General features: G+C 41.4%; 15 protein-coding genes and 1 pseudogene. 8 read left to right on the forward strand and 8 right to left on the reverse strand.

Features of this window, described 5'->3' with window-relative positions; genetic code table 11:
• Window positions 1-103 precede the first annotated feature (103 nt).
• The gene (galE, locus tag B9A58_RS08405) at window positions 104-1,126 is read right to left on the reverse strand and encodes a UDP-glucose 4-epimerase GalE (RefSeq protein WP_084372271.1); all 1,023 of its coding nucleotides are present in this window, start codon (window positions 1,124-1,126) and stop codon (window positions 104-106) included.
• Window positions 1,127-1,444: 318 nt separating this feature from the next.
• Here galE and B9A58_RS08410 point away from each other — a divergent pair, with 318 nt between their 5' ends.
• The 5 genes from B9A58_RS08410 (at window position 1,445) to B9A58_RS08430 (ending at window position 7,942) form a co-directional block, all read left to right on the forward strand.
• Window positions 1,445-3,856, forward strand: a complete 2,412-nt coding sequence (locus B9A58_RS08410; RefSeq protein WP_084372273.1) for an ABC transporter permease — start codon at window positions 1,445-1,447, stop codon at window positions 3,854-3,856.
• A 79-nt stretch (window positions 3,857-3,935) separates the two neighbouring features.
• The gene (locus tag B9A58_RS08415) at window positions 3,936-5,513 is read left to right on the forward strand and encodes a sensor histidine kinase (RefSeq protein ID WP_084372275.1); all 1,578 of its coding nucleotides are present in this window, start codon (window positions 3,936-3,938) and stop codon (window positions 5,511-5,513) included.
• Window positions 5,506-6,195: a response regulator transcription factor gene (locus tag B9A58_RS08420; RefSeq protein ID WP_084372277.1), complete on the forward strand. Its 690-nt coding sequence runs from the start codon at window positions 5,506-5,508 to the stop codon at window positions 6,193-6,195. The genes B9A58_RS08415 and B9A58_RS08420 overlap by 8 nt, the downstream gene beginning before the upstream one ends.
• Window positions 6,196-6,293: 98 nt before the next feature.
• Window positions 6,294-6,836 (forward strand): aspartyl protease family protein, encoded by a 543-nt coding sequence (locus B9A58_RS08425; RefSeq protein ID WP_176214726.1) that lies wholly within the window; start codon window positions 6,294-6,296, stop codon window positions 6,834-6,836.
• Complete coding sequence (locus B9A58_RS08430; protein WP_084372280.1) at window positions 6,833-7,942, forward strand: beta galactosidase jelly roll domain-containing protein; 1,110 nt, start codon at window positions 6,833-6,835, stop codon at window positions 7,940-7,942. Before B9A58_RS08425 ends, B9A58_RS08430 begins: the two co-directional genes overlap by 4 nt.
• Before the next feature lie 14 nt (window positions 7,943-7,956).
• Here the strand turns inward: B9A58_RS08430 and B9A58_RS08435 are convergent, their stop codons facing one another.
• Together B9A58_RS08435 and B9A58_RS08440 are read right to left on the reverse strand one after the other, a co-directional pair.
• Window positions 7,957-10,560 carry an ABC transporter permease gene (locus B9A58_RS08435; protein ID WP_084372282.1) on the reverse strand — a complete coding sequence of 868 codons (2,604 nt, stop codon included), beginning with the start codon at window positions 10,558-10,560 and terminating at the stop codon, window positions 7,957-7,959.
• Entirely contained in the window at window positions 10,547-10,894 is a 348-nt protein-coding gene (locus tag B9A58_RS08440; protein WP_084372284.1) for a PadR family transcriptional regulator, read from the reverse strand. The genes B9A58_RS08435 and B9A58_RS08440 overlap by 14 nt, the downstream gene beginning before the upstream one ends.
• A 57-nt stretch (window positions 10,895-10,951) precedes the next feature.
• Between B9A58_RS08440 and B9A58_RS20360 the strand changes: the two genes are divergently transcribed.
• Window positions 10,952-11,092: a hypothetical protein gene (locus B9A58_RS20360; RefSeq protein WP_176214727.1), complete on the forward strand. Its 141-nt coding sequence runs from the start codon at window positions 10,952-10,954 to the stop codon at window positions 11,090-11,092.
• Between the two features lie 50 nt (window positions 11,093-11,142).
• On the opposite strand, the gene B9A58_RS08445 is transcribed toward B9A58_RS20360, so the two are convergent.
• The 5 genes from B9A58_RS08445 to B9A58_RS08465 form a co-directional block, all read right to left on the reverse strand.
• Window positions 11,143-11,559, reverse strand: coding sequence for a hypothetical protein (locus B9A58_RS08445; protein WP_084372287.1), 417 nt, complete (start codon window positions 11,557-11,559; stop codon window positions 11,143-11,145).
• A 2-nt stretch (window positions 11,560-11,561) separates the two neighbouring features.
• A complete protein-coding gene (locus tag B9A58_RS08450) occupies window positions 11,562-12,380 on the reverse strand; it encodes a sulfotransferase domain-containing protein (protein WP_084372289.1) in 819 nt (272 codons plus the stop codon).
• Window positions 12,381-12,468: 88 nt separating this feature from the next.
• The gene (locus B9A58_RS08455) at window positions 12,469-15,468 is read right to left on the reverse strand and encodes a hypothetical protein (protein WP_084372291.1); all 3,000 of its coding nucleotides are present in this window, start codon (window positions 15,466-15,468) and stop codon (window positions 12,469-12,471) included.
• A 21-nt stretch (window positions 15,469-15,489) separates the two neighbouring features.
• Complete coding sequence (locus B9A58_RS08460) at window positions 15,490-15,975, reverse strand: T9SS type A sorting domain-containing protein (protein ID WP_084372293.1); 486 nt, start codon at window positions 15,973-15,975, stop codon at window positions 15,490-15,492.
• Between the two features lie 64 nt (window positions 15,976-16,039).
• Window positions 16,040-16,402: a response regulator gene (locus B9A58_RS08465; protein WP_084372295.1), complete on the reverse strand. Its 363-nt coding sequence runs from the start codon at window positions 16,400-16,402 to the stop codon at window positions 16,040-16,042.
• A 255-nt stretch (window positions 16,403-16,657) separates the two neighbouring features.
• On the opposite strand from B9A58_RS08465, the gene B9A58_RS08470 reads away from it, so the two are divergent.
• Together B9A58_RS08470 and B9A58_RS08475 are read left to right on the forward strand one after the other, a co-directional pair.
• The gene (locus B9A58_RS08470) at window positions 16,658-17,140 is read left to right on the forward strand and encodes a T9SS type A sorting domain-containing protein (RefSeq protein WP_084372297.1); all 483 of its coding nucleotides are present in this window, start codon (window positions 16,658-16,660) and stop codon (window positions 17,138-17,140) included.
• Window positions 17,141-17,142: 2 nt separating this feature from the next.
• Window positions 17,143-17,844 (forward strand): annotated as a pseudogene (locus B9A58_RS08475) (collagen-like protein); the annotation flags it as partial.

Raw genomic sequence — 17,844 nt, forward strand, 5'->3', positions numbered from 1 at the left:
ATAAGGGAAGCTCAAACGATTTCTTTTGTATTTCTGTGAATTCTGGAATAAAAAAAGGCACTCCCCCCGGAGCGCCCAATTTACCCAAAACTGTCTTAGTGTGTTACGATTCTTTGTTGAGGTTTTGCTGCCACTGCCAGGCCGAACGCATCATTTCTTCTATGCCGAGTTTGGCAGACCAGCCTAGCTCTTCATTGGCATAAGTGGTATCTGCATATATTTTTTCTATGTCCCCAGGTCGCCTATCTACTAACTCGTAGTTCACTTTTTCCTGATTCACTTTTTCAAACGCCTTGATCACTTCTAATACTGAATAACCATGGCCTGAGCCCAAATTGAAGACTTCGTAGTTGGACTTATTCTTTTGATCAAGCTGTCGCTGAACTGCAATCACATGCGCCTGTGCCAAATCCACCACGTGTATATAATCACGAATAGCTGTACCATCAGGCGTTCCATAGTCTGATCCAAAAACGCTCAACTTCTCCCTCACTCCTGCTACAGTTTCTAGTAAATAGGGGATCAAATTATTTGGCACTCCACTTGGGCGTTCACCAATACTTCCTGATGGATGTGCACCCACAGGATTGAAATACCTTAGTGACATACCGTTAAATTCGCTGTTTGCATGAGCATAGTCTTTTAAAATGTCCTCACAAATCTTCTTGGTATTGCCATAAGGCGATTCTGCTGGTTTGGTAGGTGTCTGCTCTGTTACGGGCAGGTGATCTGGCTGACCATAAACAGTACAAGAGGATGAAAACACAAAGGAAGTGACATCACTGGCCTCCATGGCTTTCAATAAATTGAGCATGGACAGTAAATTGTTGTGATAATACAGCAATGGATTGACCACTGACTCCCCTACCGATTTGCTTGCTGCAAAATGAATGACAGCATCAATTTCATAAGATTGGAACAGATGCGCAATGGCCACTTCATCTTTCAAGTCGAGTTCTACAAACTCAGGGAGCTGATTGGTGATGGTCTCAATTTTATGAAGTATCTCTTTCTTAGAATTGGATAAATCATCAACGATCAAAACCTCGAAACCAGATTGCTGTAGTTCCACCACAGTATGTGACCCTATATAACCTGATCCGCCACTGACTAAAATTTTTCTCATGGGTGACATAAATTTTGAATACAAAAGTAATCAGTATAAACGTATTTATTACGTTTACTAACGAACTTACTACAACTATTTGCCAATACAAGCCCAGCTTCTTCTCCTGGTTGATTATTACAAGTTTCTAATTAATTCCCTATGCCTCAACTTTCTCTCTAAAAAAGGTGACTATCCCTTCTTTCATAAGTCTTTTTAGAATGAATTCGCATTATTCCATCGAATGGTGACAAACTATGACATTCTCAGACAAGGAATGAAATTATATGAATTGGTCTCCAAAAAATTCGATCCACCTTTGACAAAACTCTAAACACCATGATCAAAAACTATCTACTCATCGCCATTCGCAATCTGGCTAAAAACAAAAATTACGTGATCATCAATACCTTGGGGCTCGGCATTGCCATGGCTTGTTGTCTGACAGCCTATATCCTCATCGCCTTCAATATTGAATTTGATGACTTTCATGATGAAGATAAAGTCAGCCATATTTTTCGTGTGCATTCGCATGTGGTTATCAATGGTTCTGATTTTAGACAAGCTGTGAGCACTCCGTCACCTGTAGGCCCCATGGCGACAGCTGACATCACAGGCATCAAAAGATACCTGAGGTATGCTGGGAGCCAGGGTGGTGGAGCCAGTGTGAGCTATATCAACGAAGCTACCAACATCAACAATACATTTGGTGAATTTGTAACCTATGCTGACAGCACCTTATTCGACTTTTTCGACTTTCCATTGGTGGCTGGCAATCACAAGGCATTCAAAAGTTTGCACAGTATTTTTCTTAGTGAAAGGATTGCAGAAAAGTATTTTGGAAATGAAGACCCTATAGGCAAAGTCCTTACCATGAGTTTCGCCAGGGGTGTTGTCAAAAAAGTAACTGTAGGTGGTGTATTGGCCAAGGTACCAGTCAACAGCTCTATCTATTTGCCCATGGTGATGCGTTTCGAGCACTTTGAAGAAATGAGAGCTTTGGATCAACCTGCTTGGGGCGACTGGAATGCTCCTGCGACCTTTTTCGAGCTGGAAGATCCAGCAAAGGCTGACGAAATTGCAGGCTACTTTGAGAAGTATCTGCCCAGACGAAATGAAGCATTCAAAGAGCAGGTTGTCGAACGTGTAAGCCTTGAACCCTTCAAATCAACCATTGATCCAACTGTCCTTACCTGGAGTTATGTAAATAGCCCTATTCCTATAGAGCCTCTCCTTATTTTTATTATTCTGGCCGTTATGATCATGCTGATTGCCTGTTTCAATCTGACCAATACTTCCATAGCTATGGTGGCTAATCGACTCAAAGAAATTGGCGTAAGAAAATCCCTAGGGGCTAACAAGAGACAAATTATTTCTCAGTTCATGCTGGAGACTGTGATAGTGGCTTTCCTTGCCTTGTTGGCTGGATACATCCTATCCACCATCATTGTCCCTGAGTTTACGGCCATGTGGGAATTGCCCTACGGCATCTCGGATTTGAGTGGAACCAACCTAGTCATCACCCTGCTGTTATTAGTATTGATCACAGCACTTTTGGCTGGCATATACCCTGCGCTATTTAGCTCTAAGCTAAATACTATTTCGCTACTCAAAGGAAAGGTACAGGTGAAAGGCACCAACCTTTTGACTCGATCATTGGTTTCTATCCAGTTTGCCATCTCTGTAATTGTGCTCATTGGAGGAATTGTATTTATACAAAATGCCAGGTTTCAGGAGCAAATTGATTTTGGCTATAAAAAAGATCAATTGATGTTGATTGATATTAAAAGCGAAAAAGAATATCAGGCATTGGCTGCCAAGGCACGGTTGAACCCAAGGGTTTTGGAAGTAGGCTCCACAGAGCATCAAATAGGATTTAGTACTTACCCAAACCCCATTTCTTTTGAAGGTCAGGAAATCGAAGTCAGACATTTAGAATTCGGGGAAAACTATTTTGAAACCATGAATTTCGACTTTATTCAAGGCCGCTCAATAGACTACTTCAAAACGAATGACTTCAACGAAGCAGCTGTAGTCAGCCGACAATTTTTAAAGACTCTAAACATTCAGGGAGACCCTATAGGGCAATACGTGACCATCAGGGAACAGAAGAAAAAGATCGTGGGTGTAATTGAAGATTTTGTGGATAACGTCTTTAGATCCAAAGAACCAGAGCCATATATTTTCTATGCTACTGTAGGCGAGAGATGGAGAAATATGATTGTGAGAGCAGAAGCTGAACATCTCAGTACCATCAATGATTACCTGGAGCAAGAATGGAAAAGAATGTACCCCACTCAACCCTATTCTAGTCGATTTCAAGAAGATGTGGTACTCGCAGAAAGCAACCAGACCAATGGTAATCTGAAAAAAATATTTTTATTTCTCACCATACTCGGCGGGTTACTTTCTGCTTCGGGTATCTATTCGTTGGCGTCATTGAATATTGCACGACGTACCAAAGAGCTGGGAATCAGAAAGGCGCTGGGTGCTACTATGCAAAACATCCTTTTCCTTCTCAATAAAGAATTTGTAATCATTTTAGTGACAGCTGGTATACTCGGCAGTGTAGGTGGCTATTATGGCGCGACTTGGATTTTGGATTTGATCTATGCCTTTCACATTCCCATCCAGTTGATCCCAGTCGCGCTAAGCGCCTTAGCTATATTCATTATAGGCATCACCACCACAAGCATTACCATCTACAGAGGGGCAAAGGCCAACCCGGCAGATACATTGAGAAATGAATAGCAGAAATTATCCATTCCGTCAATGTCTCGTTTAGGTTTTGCAAAAGCATTATTTTTAGCCTGGCAAACTCAAATTCATCATGACTAAGGAAGTTCGAGCACTTTTCCTGATACTTATTCTTATTGTCGCGCCTTTTTTAATCTACACTTTCCTCCAGGTCCGATCACTAGACGAGGATGAAAAAATGGCCGCAACGGCCTATGAGAAACAAATGGAGGCCGTGCTGTTTTCTCTCAACCAATATGCGGACGACATGATGGGCAGATGGGTGCGGCAGTTGGCTGACCACCAACATCCTTTGGCTAAAAATGCCAATATGCTGATCCTAGGCAACGAATCCATTCAAATGCTGGTGCTAAAAAATATGGAGACACAAGTAGATAGTATCTACGGCAATGACTATGTGACCATCAATGCAAGTACACAAACGGGTATAGATCATTGGTATTCAAAAAAGGATTCCGTGCTGAATAGACTGTCCCAATACTTGGACGCTGGTTTCCAGAAAATTCAATCAGCAGACGACTGGACTCCTCTAGATGGGCTGAGGCCAGATCAAACGGGCTTTACCATTATGGTTTATGACCAAGACTCTGTGTTGTACAACGCACTATTGATTGTAGAGCGAAAATTTTGGATCGAACAGATTCTTGGCCCCAGAATGCAAGAAATCAATCACGAGGAATTCTCTATTGCTGTCGACCACTGGCCACCAAGCCAAAGCGCACAGGATATGCTGTATCGTACCACAGCTTATGAGCCGAAAAAAAACTCTGTCAAAAACAAACTTTGGCTCTTGCCCAATACCTACCTATTTATTCAGTCTAAAGGGAAAAGTTATACAGAACTGATCAAGGCCAGGTCACAGGAGAATTTATACTTTTTAATTTTTTCCCTTTTTGCCGTGTCTATTGGCACTTACTTGATGATTAGAAATATCAGGAATGCGCTTAAAATTGCACAACTCAAATCAGATTTTGTTTCCAACGTATCTCATGAAATCCGAACACCCTTATCTCTGATTCGCATGTATGCCGAAACACTCATGCTCGGCCGACTCACCTCTGAAGAAAAGAAAAACCATTATTACCAAACGATCCATCATGAGTCTGGTAGATTGACTTTTTTGGTCAACAACATTTTGGACTTTTCCAGAATAGAAGGTAATAGAAAGACCTATCGCATGGAGGAAAAAAACTTGAATCATTTAATTAAATCATTGCACGAAAGTTATGGTCATTACTTTGTCGAAAAGAAAATCAATTGCCAATTGACATTATCAGACCAATCGCTTCCTGTCTCCGTAGATGAGCAGGCGTTTGATGAAGCCATGTCCAATTTGATCGAAAATGCCATTAAATATGGAAATGGTCAACAGGAGATTTTCATTACCACATTTATCGTCAGTGGTTTCGCCTGTTGCAGTATCAAAGACCAGGGCATTGGCATTTCAAAAAGTACACAGAAACATATTTTTGACAAGTTCTATCGAGTAGAAAGCGCCTTAACACAAAAAACCAAGGGTACTGGCCTAGGGCTAAGTCTGGTCAAGCATATTATGGAGTCACATCAAGGAGAAGTGGTGGTAGAATCTCGCCTAAACTTGGGCAGTACATTTACGCTCAAATTCCCCTTAATCAAATCTAAAGATGAATAAAATACTAGTAGTTGATGATGAGCCCGCCATGCGGGAAGGGCTGGCAGATAATCTGCTTTTTGAAGGTTATCAGGTAGATATGGCAGAAGACGGAAAGGTCGCGCTAAAAAAAATAGCGGAGCAGTCATACGATTTGCTGATTTTGGACGTCATGATGCCTGAAATATCTGGTTTTGATGTTTGTAAAAAATTGAGAATGGAAGGTCACAAATTGCCAGTGATTTTACTGACAGCCAAAGGAGAAGAGATAGACCGTGTCCTCGGCCTGGAGTTGGGGGCTGATGATTACATCACCAAACCATTTAGTCTTCGAGAATTGCTTGCCAGAGTCAAGGCGGTATTGAGAAGAACTCAGGACAGCCATTCTTCTTCACCTCAGCAGTTTGAAACCATAGGGCTGATGGAAGTAGATTTCAAGAATTTCATTGCCAAAAAGGATCACCAAGAAATCAAATTGTCTCATAGAGAATTTGAAGTACTCAAATTTTTGAAAAACCATCAGCAGGAGATAGTGAGCAGAGACGAACTACTAAAGAATATCTGGAAGTACGACGAATTCCCTACGACCAGAACGGTTGACAACTTTATCCTGAGGCTTCGTCAAAAAATAGAAATCAACCCGAACGAACCCAAGATCATATTGACCGTGCATGGCATGGGGTATAAAATGGTTGGATTTTAAGGTTTTGACAACTTGTGACATCTGTTTACCCAAGGGTGACACACGGTAACATGAGTGGGTGTTATTTTGAATTATTCAATAACATAAAACTCAAAACCATGAAAAAATTTATTGTAATCGTCTCGCTAGTGGCGCTGGTCAACAACTTCACCCGAGCACAAGAATTAGAAACTGTAGAAGCAAAGTATCGAGGAAAACCGATCATTCAAATGACACTAAACGACAAAAAAACATGGGTGCTACTAGATACTGGATCTGAATATACCATCCTAGATAGTGGTGCCAAACAGAAATACGACTTCTTTGTCAGTCATTCCAATGATGACAGAATAAATGTATCTGGCCTTGGATCCACAAATAATGGGCTGAGCGAAACCTCAAACGCCGAACTAAGGTTTGGCCACGTAAAATTGAAGGGACCAACTTATGCCTTTGATCTATCTACTGTAGCCAAATCTATCCAACTTCGAACTGGCAAACGCATTACTGCAATTATAGGCACACACATGATGCGAAGCTATGGATTTGTCATTGATATGCGAGACAGCACAGCTACCTTGCACATCAAATCCAAAAAGAAAAAGAACCAGTCAGATTTTAGTTCTGACGATATGATCATTGCTAAAAACGCTAAAAAATGATGAGTAACAGTACAAAAATCGCATGGTGTATTTTTCTAATTGCTTTGGTTTGGGCGCCATATACTTCAGCTCAATCTGATGGTAAAAGAGAAAAGGAACCTGGTTTTTGGGAGTTGATATTCAATAATTTTTTTGACGGCCATGAGAAAGTCGTCCCTAACAATTTTAAGGACCACTACAGAGTGATTGACTTAGAACGTCAGTGGAAATTTCAGATTGGAACCAATGACAGATGGGCAAACCCCCAGCATGACGACAAATCTTGGGTCGATATCAAAGTACCAGGAGATTGGGAAAATGACGGGTTTCATGGCTATGATGGCTTTGCCTGGTATCGCGTCCACTTTGATGGCAGAATGCTCAAAAGAAATGAAGCCCATTATTTGGTGCTGGGGTTTATAGATGATGTAGACGAGACCTTTTTGAATGGCACATTGGTGGGGAAGACAGGAGACTTCCCCCCTAGGTTCCGAACTGGCTACGATTCTAACCGAGAGTATTTTATTGGCAACGAACTGATCAATTTCAATGGCGACAATGTAATAGCTGTAAAGGTCTATGACGAGTACAAAAATGGAGGCATAGCAAAAGGAGAGCCAGGCATTTATGTTTCTGGCGGCAGTGAACAGCTGCTCCAGAACTTATATGGCCCCTGGAAATTTACTAAATCGAACAAGAGAGTCTTTAGCGAACCTGATTTAGATGATGACAATTGGGATGTTATTTTGGTTCCATCTTATTGGGACAACCAGGGTTACCGATCACTGGATGGTGTAGCTTGGTACCGAAAAACTTTTGAGTTGGATTTTTCACCAAAGGATAGCGAAAACTACTATTTGACCCTTGGGCGAATTGACGATTTTGATGTTACCTATTTGAACGGTCTAAAAATAGGGGAAACTGACGACGGAAGAGATTTTGGACAAAGTGGTTCGTACCAAACCGTGCGAGTCTACCCCATACCAAAAGGCTTGTTAAACAAGAAGGGCAAAAATACCATAGCCATCAAGGTCATTGACATTGGTCTGGAAGGCGGTATTTATTCTGGCCCAATTGGTATCGTGTCGGAAGAGGAGGTGACAAGGATGATTAGGAATAAGAGGTGAAAAAATACTCGCTCCTACTCTTGCCTCAGGTTCTTCACTGGATTCACCAAGGCTGCCCTTATAGATTGTCCGCCAACCACCACAAGCACAACCAAGAGCGTAGATATGAAAGAAATGGCAAACAGATCAAGATCAAGAGTAGTTCTATAACTAAAATTTTCCAACCATCTATTTGCAAAATAATAGGCTACGGGTAGACTTATCAAATTGGCTGCAAGTACGAGCAACAAAAATTTGGAAATCACCAATTGTATAACAGCATACGCTGAAGAACCAAGCACTTTGCGAATAGCTATCTCTTTGGTTTTATCTTTTAATCGAATGTTGGCAATGGAGAACATTCCGATAAACGCTATAAAAAATGAAAGTAAGGTCAAACCCAACATCAATCGGCTGAGAAGATCCTCTTCTTTAAGTAGACCTTCATACACCTGGTCCAAGAAGAAATAATCAATTGGTGCACCACCAGCTACTTTACCCCAAGCTTCTTCTATGGCCATGAGGGTTGTGCTGATGTTTTTGTTTGAGACTTTCAGATTGATATAACCTTGAGCCTCTTCGCGATAGAAAAAAGCAAAGGGTTTTGTTTTCATTTTCAAATCAGTAAACTGAAAATCCTTGATCACTCCTACCACAGTCCCATAGATTATTGAATCTTCACTTTGGGTAAGTGGTATGGACTCACCTATTTGGTCATCAGCCAACCCAAGTTCTTCTTTCCCTGCTTCATTTACCATAAGGGTCCAGCCTTCTTTATCCGTGGTTATTTCCTTGGAAAAAGGCCTGCCTGCGATCACTTCCAACTCCAGTGTTTCGATAAAATCAGGATCAATTACCAAATAATTCATCAAAAAAGGGTCAGGATAACCTACGTTAGTTGTCCAATTTAGCTGACCCAAAACGCCACTTGCTCTGCCTACACTTTGGACCTCAGGAATGTTGAGCAATTCGTTTTTTAATGTGTGATAATTTTCAATTTCCCTGCCATTTTTGATCACCAATACCTGCTTTGGGTCAAATCCTTTATCCACGCCTTGCATGTATTCCAATTGTTGATGTACCACTAGTGCCGCCAATATCATTAAAGCGGAAATGGCAAACTGAATAATCAACAGTGAGGATCTCATTTTTTTAATAGATGAACCCGAGCTGCTTCTTAATCCTTTGATGGCCAGTACCACTTGAAAGGAGGACAAATGAAGAGCAGGAAAAATTCCTGTAATCAAACCTATCAGCAGTACGACCATGCCTACCACCAACATAAAAATCGCCCCATCCATACTCAAAAGAGAGATTTGCTTGCCCAAGAATGGCGCCAACTGTATAAAAGCAATTTCTGTGATTATAAACCCAGAAATAAGAGCAATTGCTGCAAACAAAATGGTCTCAACCATAAATTGTCCTATCAGGCCACTTTTATTGGCACCAAATACTTTTCGCACGCCCACCTCCTTAAAACGACGCACAGATTGTGAAATGGTCAGGTTAACGTAATTGAGGCATGAAACCAAGAGGACGAAAATCCCCAAGGCGGCAAAAATGTAAATGCTATTGATATCTCCATTGGGTTCCAATTCCCACTTCAGATGAGAATGCAAATGAATGGAAGTAAGTGGCTGTGTATAAATGATATTATAATACTCTTCACCCTCGTTCAGATAGCTCTCATAAAATGGTTGAAGCTTTGATTCAAAAGCATTCATGTCTACGCCTCTATTCATTTTGATGTAGGTATAATAGTTATACCAACCCCAGCGCTGCTCCAGGCCATCAAAGTCAATCTTGGTCAAAAAATCAAAATGAAAATGAGACGCTTCTGGCAAGTCTTCGAGTACTGCTGAAACCTGGTAGCTTCTACCTTCCGAGCCTCTGAGGGCAATCTTTTCACCAATGACGTCATCCTTACCAAAATACTTGAGGGCTACTTTTTTGGTAATTACAATCTGATCAGGTGCATTCAATGCCGACTGAGCGCTTCCATGTAAAAACGGAAAAGTAAATACATCAAAAAATGTAGAATCTGTTCTTAAAAATTTTGATTCAAAAAACTGCTTGCCCTCTGCGGTTTCAAAACGGAAATTCTCCCCCCATCCTGGAAAAAGCCTGACAGCCGCTGCTACTTCTGGAAAATCTCTCTTTAATGCAGGTGCCAATGCAGGCGGTGTGGTAGCATCAGGAAGTCTATGGCCTTTGCTATCCACAAAGTCGATCGGCACACGATAGATGAGATCTGCGTTTTTATGAAACCTGTCGTACATCAGCTCTGAATAGACATAAGCAGCAATAAAAGTAAAACAGGCTGTACCAATGGCTAAGGAGAGAATATTGAGAAAAGCACTGGTTTTGTGTTTCACAAGATTGCGTTTCGCGAACTTTAGATAACTAAAAATCATGATAGTTTTTTTTGAGTTTTGACCATTGATGGCAAAAGGGCGAAAAAAATTGCACACCTGCACCCAGTAAAACAGTGAAGCCCGCCATCGAGGCATTTTGTTTGTCTCTTCAAAATAGACTTCATGCAGATCTCCTTTGATCTCTTCCAATAGTTCCTTTTTACAGAACCATTTTAGAAATCTATCCGCCAATTTTGGAGGTGAGTGAGGTCTATAGTTCTCCATAGTTTAGGCCTTTCCAAGCGATGTCTGGGATTTGATTCCAGAGTTCATTTCTTAGGTTGCGATTGATTTCCAATACCTTTTTTCCACTAGCCGTAATTTGAAATAGTCGTTTTCTCCGTCCACCACGTACGTGAGTTTCTTCGGCAAGCTTCGAGATGAGAAACCCTTTACTTTCCAGTCGATTCAAAGCTGAATGAATAGCGCCAAGGACTACCTTTCTTCCTATTTGGGATTCGATTTCGTGCCGAACATTGACGCCATAAGCATTTGGAAATAATAGACCCACAACAAGCAATACCACCTCTTCAAATTCACCAATTTGAGTTCCTTTCATAAAAAAAACAGTTCAATTTATACAAATGTATAAATTGTTTTATCAAATCCTACAAATATGTATATTGATTATCCAAATCTTGACCAACTGCTGGAGACTCGAAATACCATGTTGGATGAGTGCGATAGGTATGTGAGTGGCTTGGATGAAACCTGTATGTGGAGCGGTAATCATAATGGCGTACTGGTGGAGATCTAAAGGCGTTGATATGAAATTTGTCTTAGGACAAAAGGAATAACACCAGGGTATCAGATAATATTCAGCCCATCATCTTCATCATTCACTAGGTCATGCATCTGATACTGATCAGCAATGAGATGGTACCATTTCCATACTTTTTCCAAATGACTGGGTGCCACTGAATCATCCAAATTTGGAATTAATTGCTCGAAAAAAAACGATATGTCATCATTGGAAGTGTTTTGGCTCGGAACTTCAGTATCCTTCATTTGCAAAAAAATTTGAAGTGAATTAATGGAGCCTTCTTTTAGTTTTAGATCTACATTGCCCACGGCCAATACTTTTCCTTTTTCATTGGAAAAAAACCTCGTCGCCCCTCCTTCAAATGGCTGTAAAAAATAGCCTTTGGAGTTATAGTTGATCAGATGAAACAGTCCGGGCTGACCTTTTACTGCTACTATTTTTTGAAGGTTGATCGCTGCCATGACTATTCTGATTTCTCGACACGACTTATAATCCAATGAAACCTTTTGTTGATACGATCTATTGCATCCTTGGGCAACGTGATTTTGGTTGGGCTGTAGGTGACTTCTCCTTCTCTAATTTTATGCGAAAACTTATAGTTGTAGGCAGCATCATTTTCAAAGGTGGTTTGTTTCAGTTGACTGAAATCATACTGCTGTGGCGGCTCACCCACAAATTGATGAATCATATTTAACGTCTGCTGAGGTTCCGCACAAAGCTTGTCGTATCTAACAATGAGTATCCTATGCCCATGACCCTGTGTAAGTGCATCTTCTAACAAAGCCACGGGGGTAGACATCAAAGTAAAATTGTCTGCTATAAATGTTTCCACCCGATTATAAAGCGTGGTGAAACCCGCTGTATTTTGCGACTCATCTACATTTTCCATCATGATGGTTCGCTGATACTGATTTTCTATAGACTGAAAAACTTCTACTGGATTGCGATAGCAAAAAATCACTTTACTCTCCTCATCTTCCATCATCCGATCTACTATGGGCAGCTTGTTGACCCAACCCCGGTTTTTATCAAAAACCACTCGCTGGTCTGCAAAATAAGATTGGAGATAAGCTTTCATCCCTCTTTGAAATCTCACCTCTTCTGTCAGACGATCCATGTTTTTGTAGGATACATTGTGGCTAAAGACCTTGCGCATTTGAAGCACCATATCCAAAGTAGGAGAAGTAGGTGTGGCAAAAAAGCCATCTGTCATATTGAGTAAGTTGCAGAGCAATGTACTCCCACTACGTGGGAATCCAGATACAAAGTGTAGTTTGTCCATGCTTCAAATTAATCAATAAGAAGATAAATAGAAACCTGACAATTACAAGCAAATAAAGTTAGCTCATAGCGTTTTCAATTATTTCACTTCAAACAGCACTTAATTCTCCTTTGACCAGCAACCATGTAGTACCATCGTAAATAAAAATAATGGTGGGGTTGGTCAAATTCATTGTTGCACCAAAAGTACTGGGAGTTGTACTTAATATAGTAGCTGAACCTGAGCCCGCACTAAAGGACACCTCGCCGTTTGAAGGAGAGCCAGTCGAGACAGATATCTGGATTTTATCACCAGCATTACTTGAAGTTGGCATAGTGACGACAAAAGATTGTGATCCGTCATGTGAAAGAATGTACTCCTTGACATCATCTGGAACCGTCACAGCATTGGCCGTGCTTGTGACTATGGTGGGCACTATAGTTGCCCAACTGACAGTACCTGATCCATCTGTAGACAAAACCTGTCCATCTGCTCCATCACTTGTAGGCAAAGTAAATTGTCCATCTACTCCCAGGCTTGTGGCCACCAAGCTACCATTGACATCTGTGTTTCCGCTCTTCATCACTACCATGGCGTCACTTCTGGATGGGCCAGTGCCATTACCAATGACAAATAGTCTGTCAGCTGAATTAAAAGTAGTAGTACTATTGGGTGTCACATCTGTATTGTAGGTACCTATAACAGTCTCAGCAAATGATTCTGCAAGAAGATTGTCTCCCCCAGGAATGGAGGAATGATTGCCAGAAGCTACATTATAATAGCCACCTCCTATAAACGAGTAGTTTCCTTGAGTGACATTTTGATAACCACCAGCTATCACTGAATAGGCTCCATTGGCCGTGTTCTCAAGTCCACCCCCAACAAAAGACCCACCTCCAGAAGCTGTATTATTTAACCCACCACTTATAGCGGTTCCAGTGCCTTCAGCAAAATTCGAATCACCTCCTCCTACAAATGCAAAAGAATTTTCTGCATCATTATTTCTTCCTCCTCCAATTGTCGTATAGCTTTGAGAAGCCACGTTGCCCCTACCTCCAGCCACCGTGCTATAACTTACCGCAGCCGTATTACTTTCTCCTCCTCCTACGGTAGATCTAGAACCAGATGCCGTATTATTCCGTCCAGCAGCAAACGAAAATAAGCCTGGCGAATCCCACTCTGTAGAGCTCGCAGACCCTGCTCTAAAGCTTCCGCTAGATTTGTCAAAATAAACTCGGTTGTCTTCATCCGCATTTCCTGCATCACTCAATTGAGCTGACCCAAAAACAAAGTCATCATCTGCATCACCAGCAAAGATGACATTAGCTGTATTGCTAAATGCTCCTCCTGCATTAGTCCAGCCCAGCGCCCCTGATCCGTCAGTGCTCAAAACCTGACCGCTGGATCCATCAGTGTTCGGAAAGGTAATAGGATTAGCTCCATCCGATAAGGTGAGCTCTCCATTTATAGTCGTATTACCATTTTTGAGCATTACTAGAGCATCGCTAAGATTTGCATTGTCAGCTCCATTTCCAATCACAAATATTGGATCTGTATTTACAAAGGCTGTGCTACTAGTGGGTACTATGTCAGTATTATAAGTTCCTATTACTGTTTGAGCAAAAGATTTTGCATTCAGATAATGTCCCCCAGGAATAGATGCACTTGTTCCCCAACTTCTATTTCCCTTTCCACCACCTACAAAGGAAAAGTCCCCTGATGTTCTATTCTCATATCCTCCACCTATAGTAGAGTAATTTCCATCAGATATGTTGTTCTTGCCACCGCTAATGGCAGTAAAATCCCCTTCAGACGCATTACTATATCCGCCAGTTACTGTCGCATATTGACTCGAAGCCACATTGTCCACTCCTCCACCTACAAAGGTCCCAAACTCAGAAGCTTCATTGCCAGACCCTCCACTAATTGCTGCCGCATAGCCACTGGCGTCATTGTTATTACCTCCGCCTACAGAAGAAAAATAATTAGAAGCATCATTATTATTACCTCCTGCAATTGTTGCGTGATCTTGGGAAGCTGAATTTGAATCTCCTCCTCCTATGGTAGAATAATTCCCAGTGGCTAAATTTTCCCCACCTCCGCTTACAGTCGAAAGACTACCACTTGCTACCACTGCTCTTCCAGCTGCAAAAGAGAAATCACCAGGGTCGTCCCAGGCAGTTCCCGTAACTCTACCTGCCCTGAAGGCACCATTAGATTTTTTAAAATACATGCGTACATCCTTGGTGGCATCATCTGCATCAGTGAGCTGATCTGACCCAAAAACAAAGTCATCATCTGCATCGCCAGCAAAGATGACATCAGCAGTATTTGAAAACACGCCTGCACTCACATCATCTCCGTCTGCCAAATCAGCTGGAACATCTGTCAGATCATTAAAAGAACCAGAAAAATCATCAGTTGCATCCTCGTCCAGGTTGGCTGGCACATCCGTCAGGCTTTCAAAGGAGCCATCAAAAGTGCTACCGTCTAACAATCCGTCTGCATCCGTCAATTCATTGATATCGCTTGGGATTTCCGGCTTGTTTTGGATAAAGGCATCAGACGTGTTGTCCGTTTCGTCCCAGTTTGGATTCACATTCTGTTCTCCATTTTCATCAAGCGCCTCCAGTTTTTCAATTTGAACATCTGTCAGGCCATTTTCTGCGTATTTGGCATAAGGCACACTTTGTAATTCATTAGTCCCTAAATTCACAAAGCCATCTCCGGCATTGGCCTCCACTTTTATAGCAACTCCTGTAGACCAGTCTATATCAGCAAATGATGTGGCACTGCCTCCTGTCTTAGTGCCTTGCCCAATGACCAAAGAGACCAAGCCATCTGCTGTGGTGGTGACACTATGGGTTTCTACTAACAAATCTCCTTCGGAATTAGAAAGGGTAAAACGCATAGTTACATTAGCCTCATCCAGTGCCGTGCCATTATTATCACGTAGTACACCCTGATAATTAAACCCATCTGGTGGGCTATTGGTGTTTCTTGCTAGTTCTTCAAGCAAGGGGTTATAAATATTGGCTTTGACACCCCTGGTACTTGTAAACAGTACAAACAAGGTGGCTGAGAAGATATAGAAATAACGTCTTATCATTGGAGTAAGGATTAAGAGGTATTATTTAAGTTTAAGTATTTTGTATTTAGCTATGGTTGAGTTCGCCTCATTCAATAAAGTCAAATAATAATTGCCAGCAGGCAAATGACTTATGTCTAATAGGGCTTTGTTTTTAGATCGGATAGGTGAAATTTTAATTTTTTGTCCTTGACTTGAAAAAAGACTTATATCTGTCAATTCAGGATCGAATGTTGGTCCATTTATGGTGACCCTATTTTCGGCAGGAACAGGGTAAACGCTAATTGTTTTAGAAATGTCTTCAACATTCAAAGGCGAATCCACCACTGGGAATGGCTGCTGAAAACCTGAAATAATTTCCAAATCCCCATTGGACGTAGATCCTACTATGACCTCTCCTAAGGTGTAGGAGCCTGTAGTGCTATTACTACCAGCTGCTGCAATAATATGCCTCTCTAATTGCTGAGCACAGAGTGCTGTTGATAAGATAAAAAAAGCAATACTAAGTAGAAGTGAACGGGTATTCATAGCTTCTAATCATTGGTGGTGGCATTAATTTAGTCATTTAAACAACCAAATGCTATAAAACTCACTACATCGTGGCCAACTTGAGCACCTTATCCAAAAGATCTTGCTTTTCAAATGGCTTGACGATGTATTCGAGAATGCCTATTTCTTTGGCTTCGCGTTGGGCTATATCCTGACCTACGGCACTAATCATGATTACTTTGGCTTTGAAATCAACATCGTTCAGCTCATCCATCACATCTAATCCAAACATATCCGGAAGTACATTATCCAATGTGATTATTTCTGGTTTTAGAATCAGAGCCAATTTGATTGCATCTTCACCATTTGCTGCTTCTCCTATTACTTCATATCCTCCCTCTTCCAAGATGTTTTTGATGGTCTCTCTCTGAAACTTCGAATCGTCAACTACAAGTACTGTTGTCATGATGGTTGTTATTTACCCAATGAATCATTTAACTAAATATAGTTATTACATCATTTTGCCCCTATTAATCGCAAAAGAAATAAAACTTATATACCACCTAAAATCCTCTGGAGGATAGATCAAATCTATATAAGATACTCCTAATTGTGTTTTATTTAGATTTTTTTTAATTATTTTTGGTAATTGCAGAAAAATGGTTGGACACCGAAACTTATTCGGTGGAAAGAATTATTTCTATACACAGAAAGTCTGACCATGAAAAATCTACTGCTCTCCCTTTTATTTTTGTTTGCTCTGCCTTGCTCAGCTCAGGAATTAGCGCCGTCCATTTTTGCTTCGGCCGGAGACTTTTATACTGGTACCAACGTGCAACTCAGCTGGACTCTTGGAGGTACTGTTTTAGACTCTTTTTCTAATAGTGAAGTCACGCTTTCCTCTGGTGTTCAAGTGGAAGAAATAGATCCCTACGTACTAAATGTCAAATCAGATTTCGTCAACATTCAGATCTTTCCTAATCCCATTCAGGATCAACTAACCATTCAATTCAACAATGCAGCTTCCAACTATCAAGTCCTTATTGCTGACCTGGCAGGAAGAACTGTTTATCAAGGTTTTAGTTCAGGAATAAATCAAAAAATTATTGATGTGAGTCACTTGAGCATAGGAGCCTATGCACTGCAAGTTTTAGACTCGAGCCAGCAGCCCATTAAAAAATTTAAACTATCCAAAACTCGGTAACCATGAAGAAGTTTCTATCCTTCAGCTTTCTACTAATTATTTTAACATCTATTGTCTGGGCACAGTCTCCTAATGCCTTCAAATATCAGGCAATTGCTCGTGATGGGTCAGGAGATCCCATGGTCAATCAAGAGGTCAATTTTCAAATCAGCCTATTACAGGGAAGTGCCTCTGGCACCACAGTCTATTCAGAAACCCATTTGGTGAACACCAATGGCTATGGGCTGGTCGGAATGGACATAGGCAGTGGAAACACAATTTCTGGTACTTTCAGTGCAATTGACTGGAGTGCAGGCCCCTATTTCATCCAAGTAGCTATTGATACGAACGGAGGCTCTAGTTTCCAAACACTAGGTACCACACAAATGCTGAGTGTTCCCTACGCACTTTACGCAGAAACATCTGGCAGTTCACTCCCAGGACCACAAGGAGATACAGGGCCGCAAGGACCAGCAGGTGCAGATGGTAGTGATGGCCAAGATGGCGCCACTGGGCCTCAAGGGGCAACAGGAGAACAGGGTGCTCAAGGAGAAACTGGAGCAGATGGCCAAGATGGTGAAGACGGGCAATCCGCCTATGAATTATGGCTAGCAGATGGAAATGAAGGTACTGAAGAGGAGTTTTTAGCTTCTCTAAAAGGTGCAAAAGGAGATAAGGGTGATAAAGGTGACATGGGAGACATTGGGCCTGCAGGACCCACGGGA

It is taken from the genome of Reichenbachiella faecimaris, from assembly GCF_900176375.1.
Lineage (GTDB): Bacteria > Bacteroidota > Bacteroidia > Cytophagales > Cyclobacteriaceae > Reichenbachiella > Reichenbachiella faecimaris.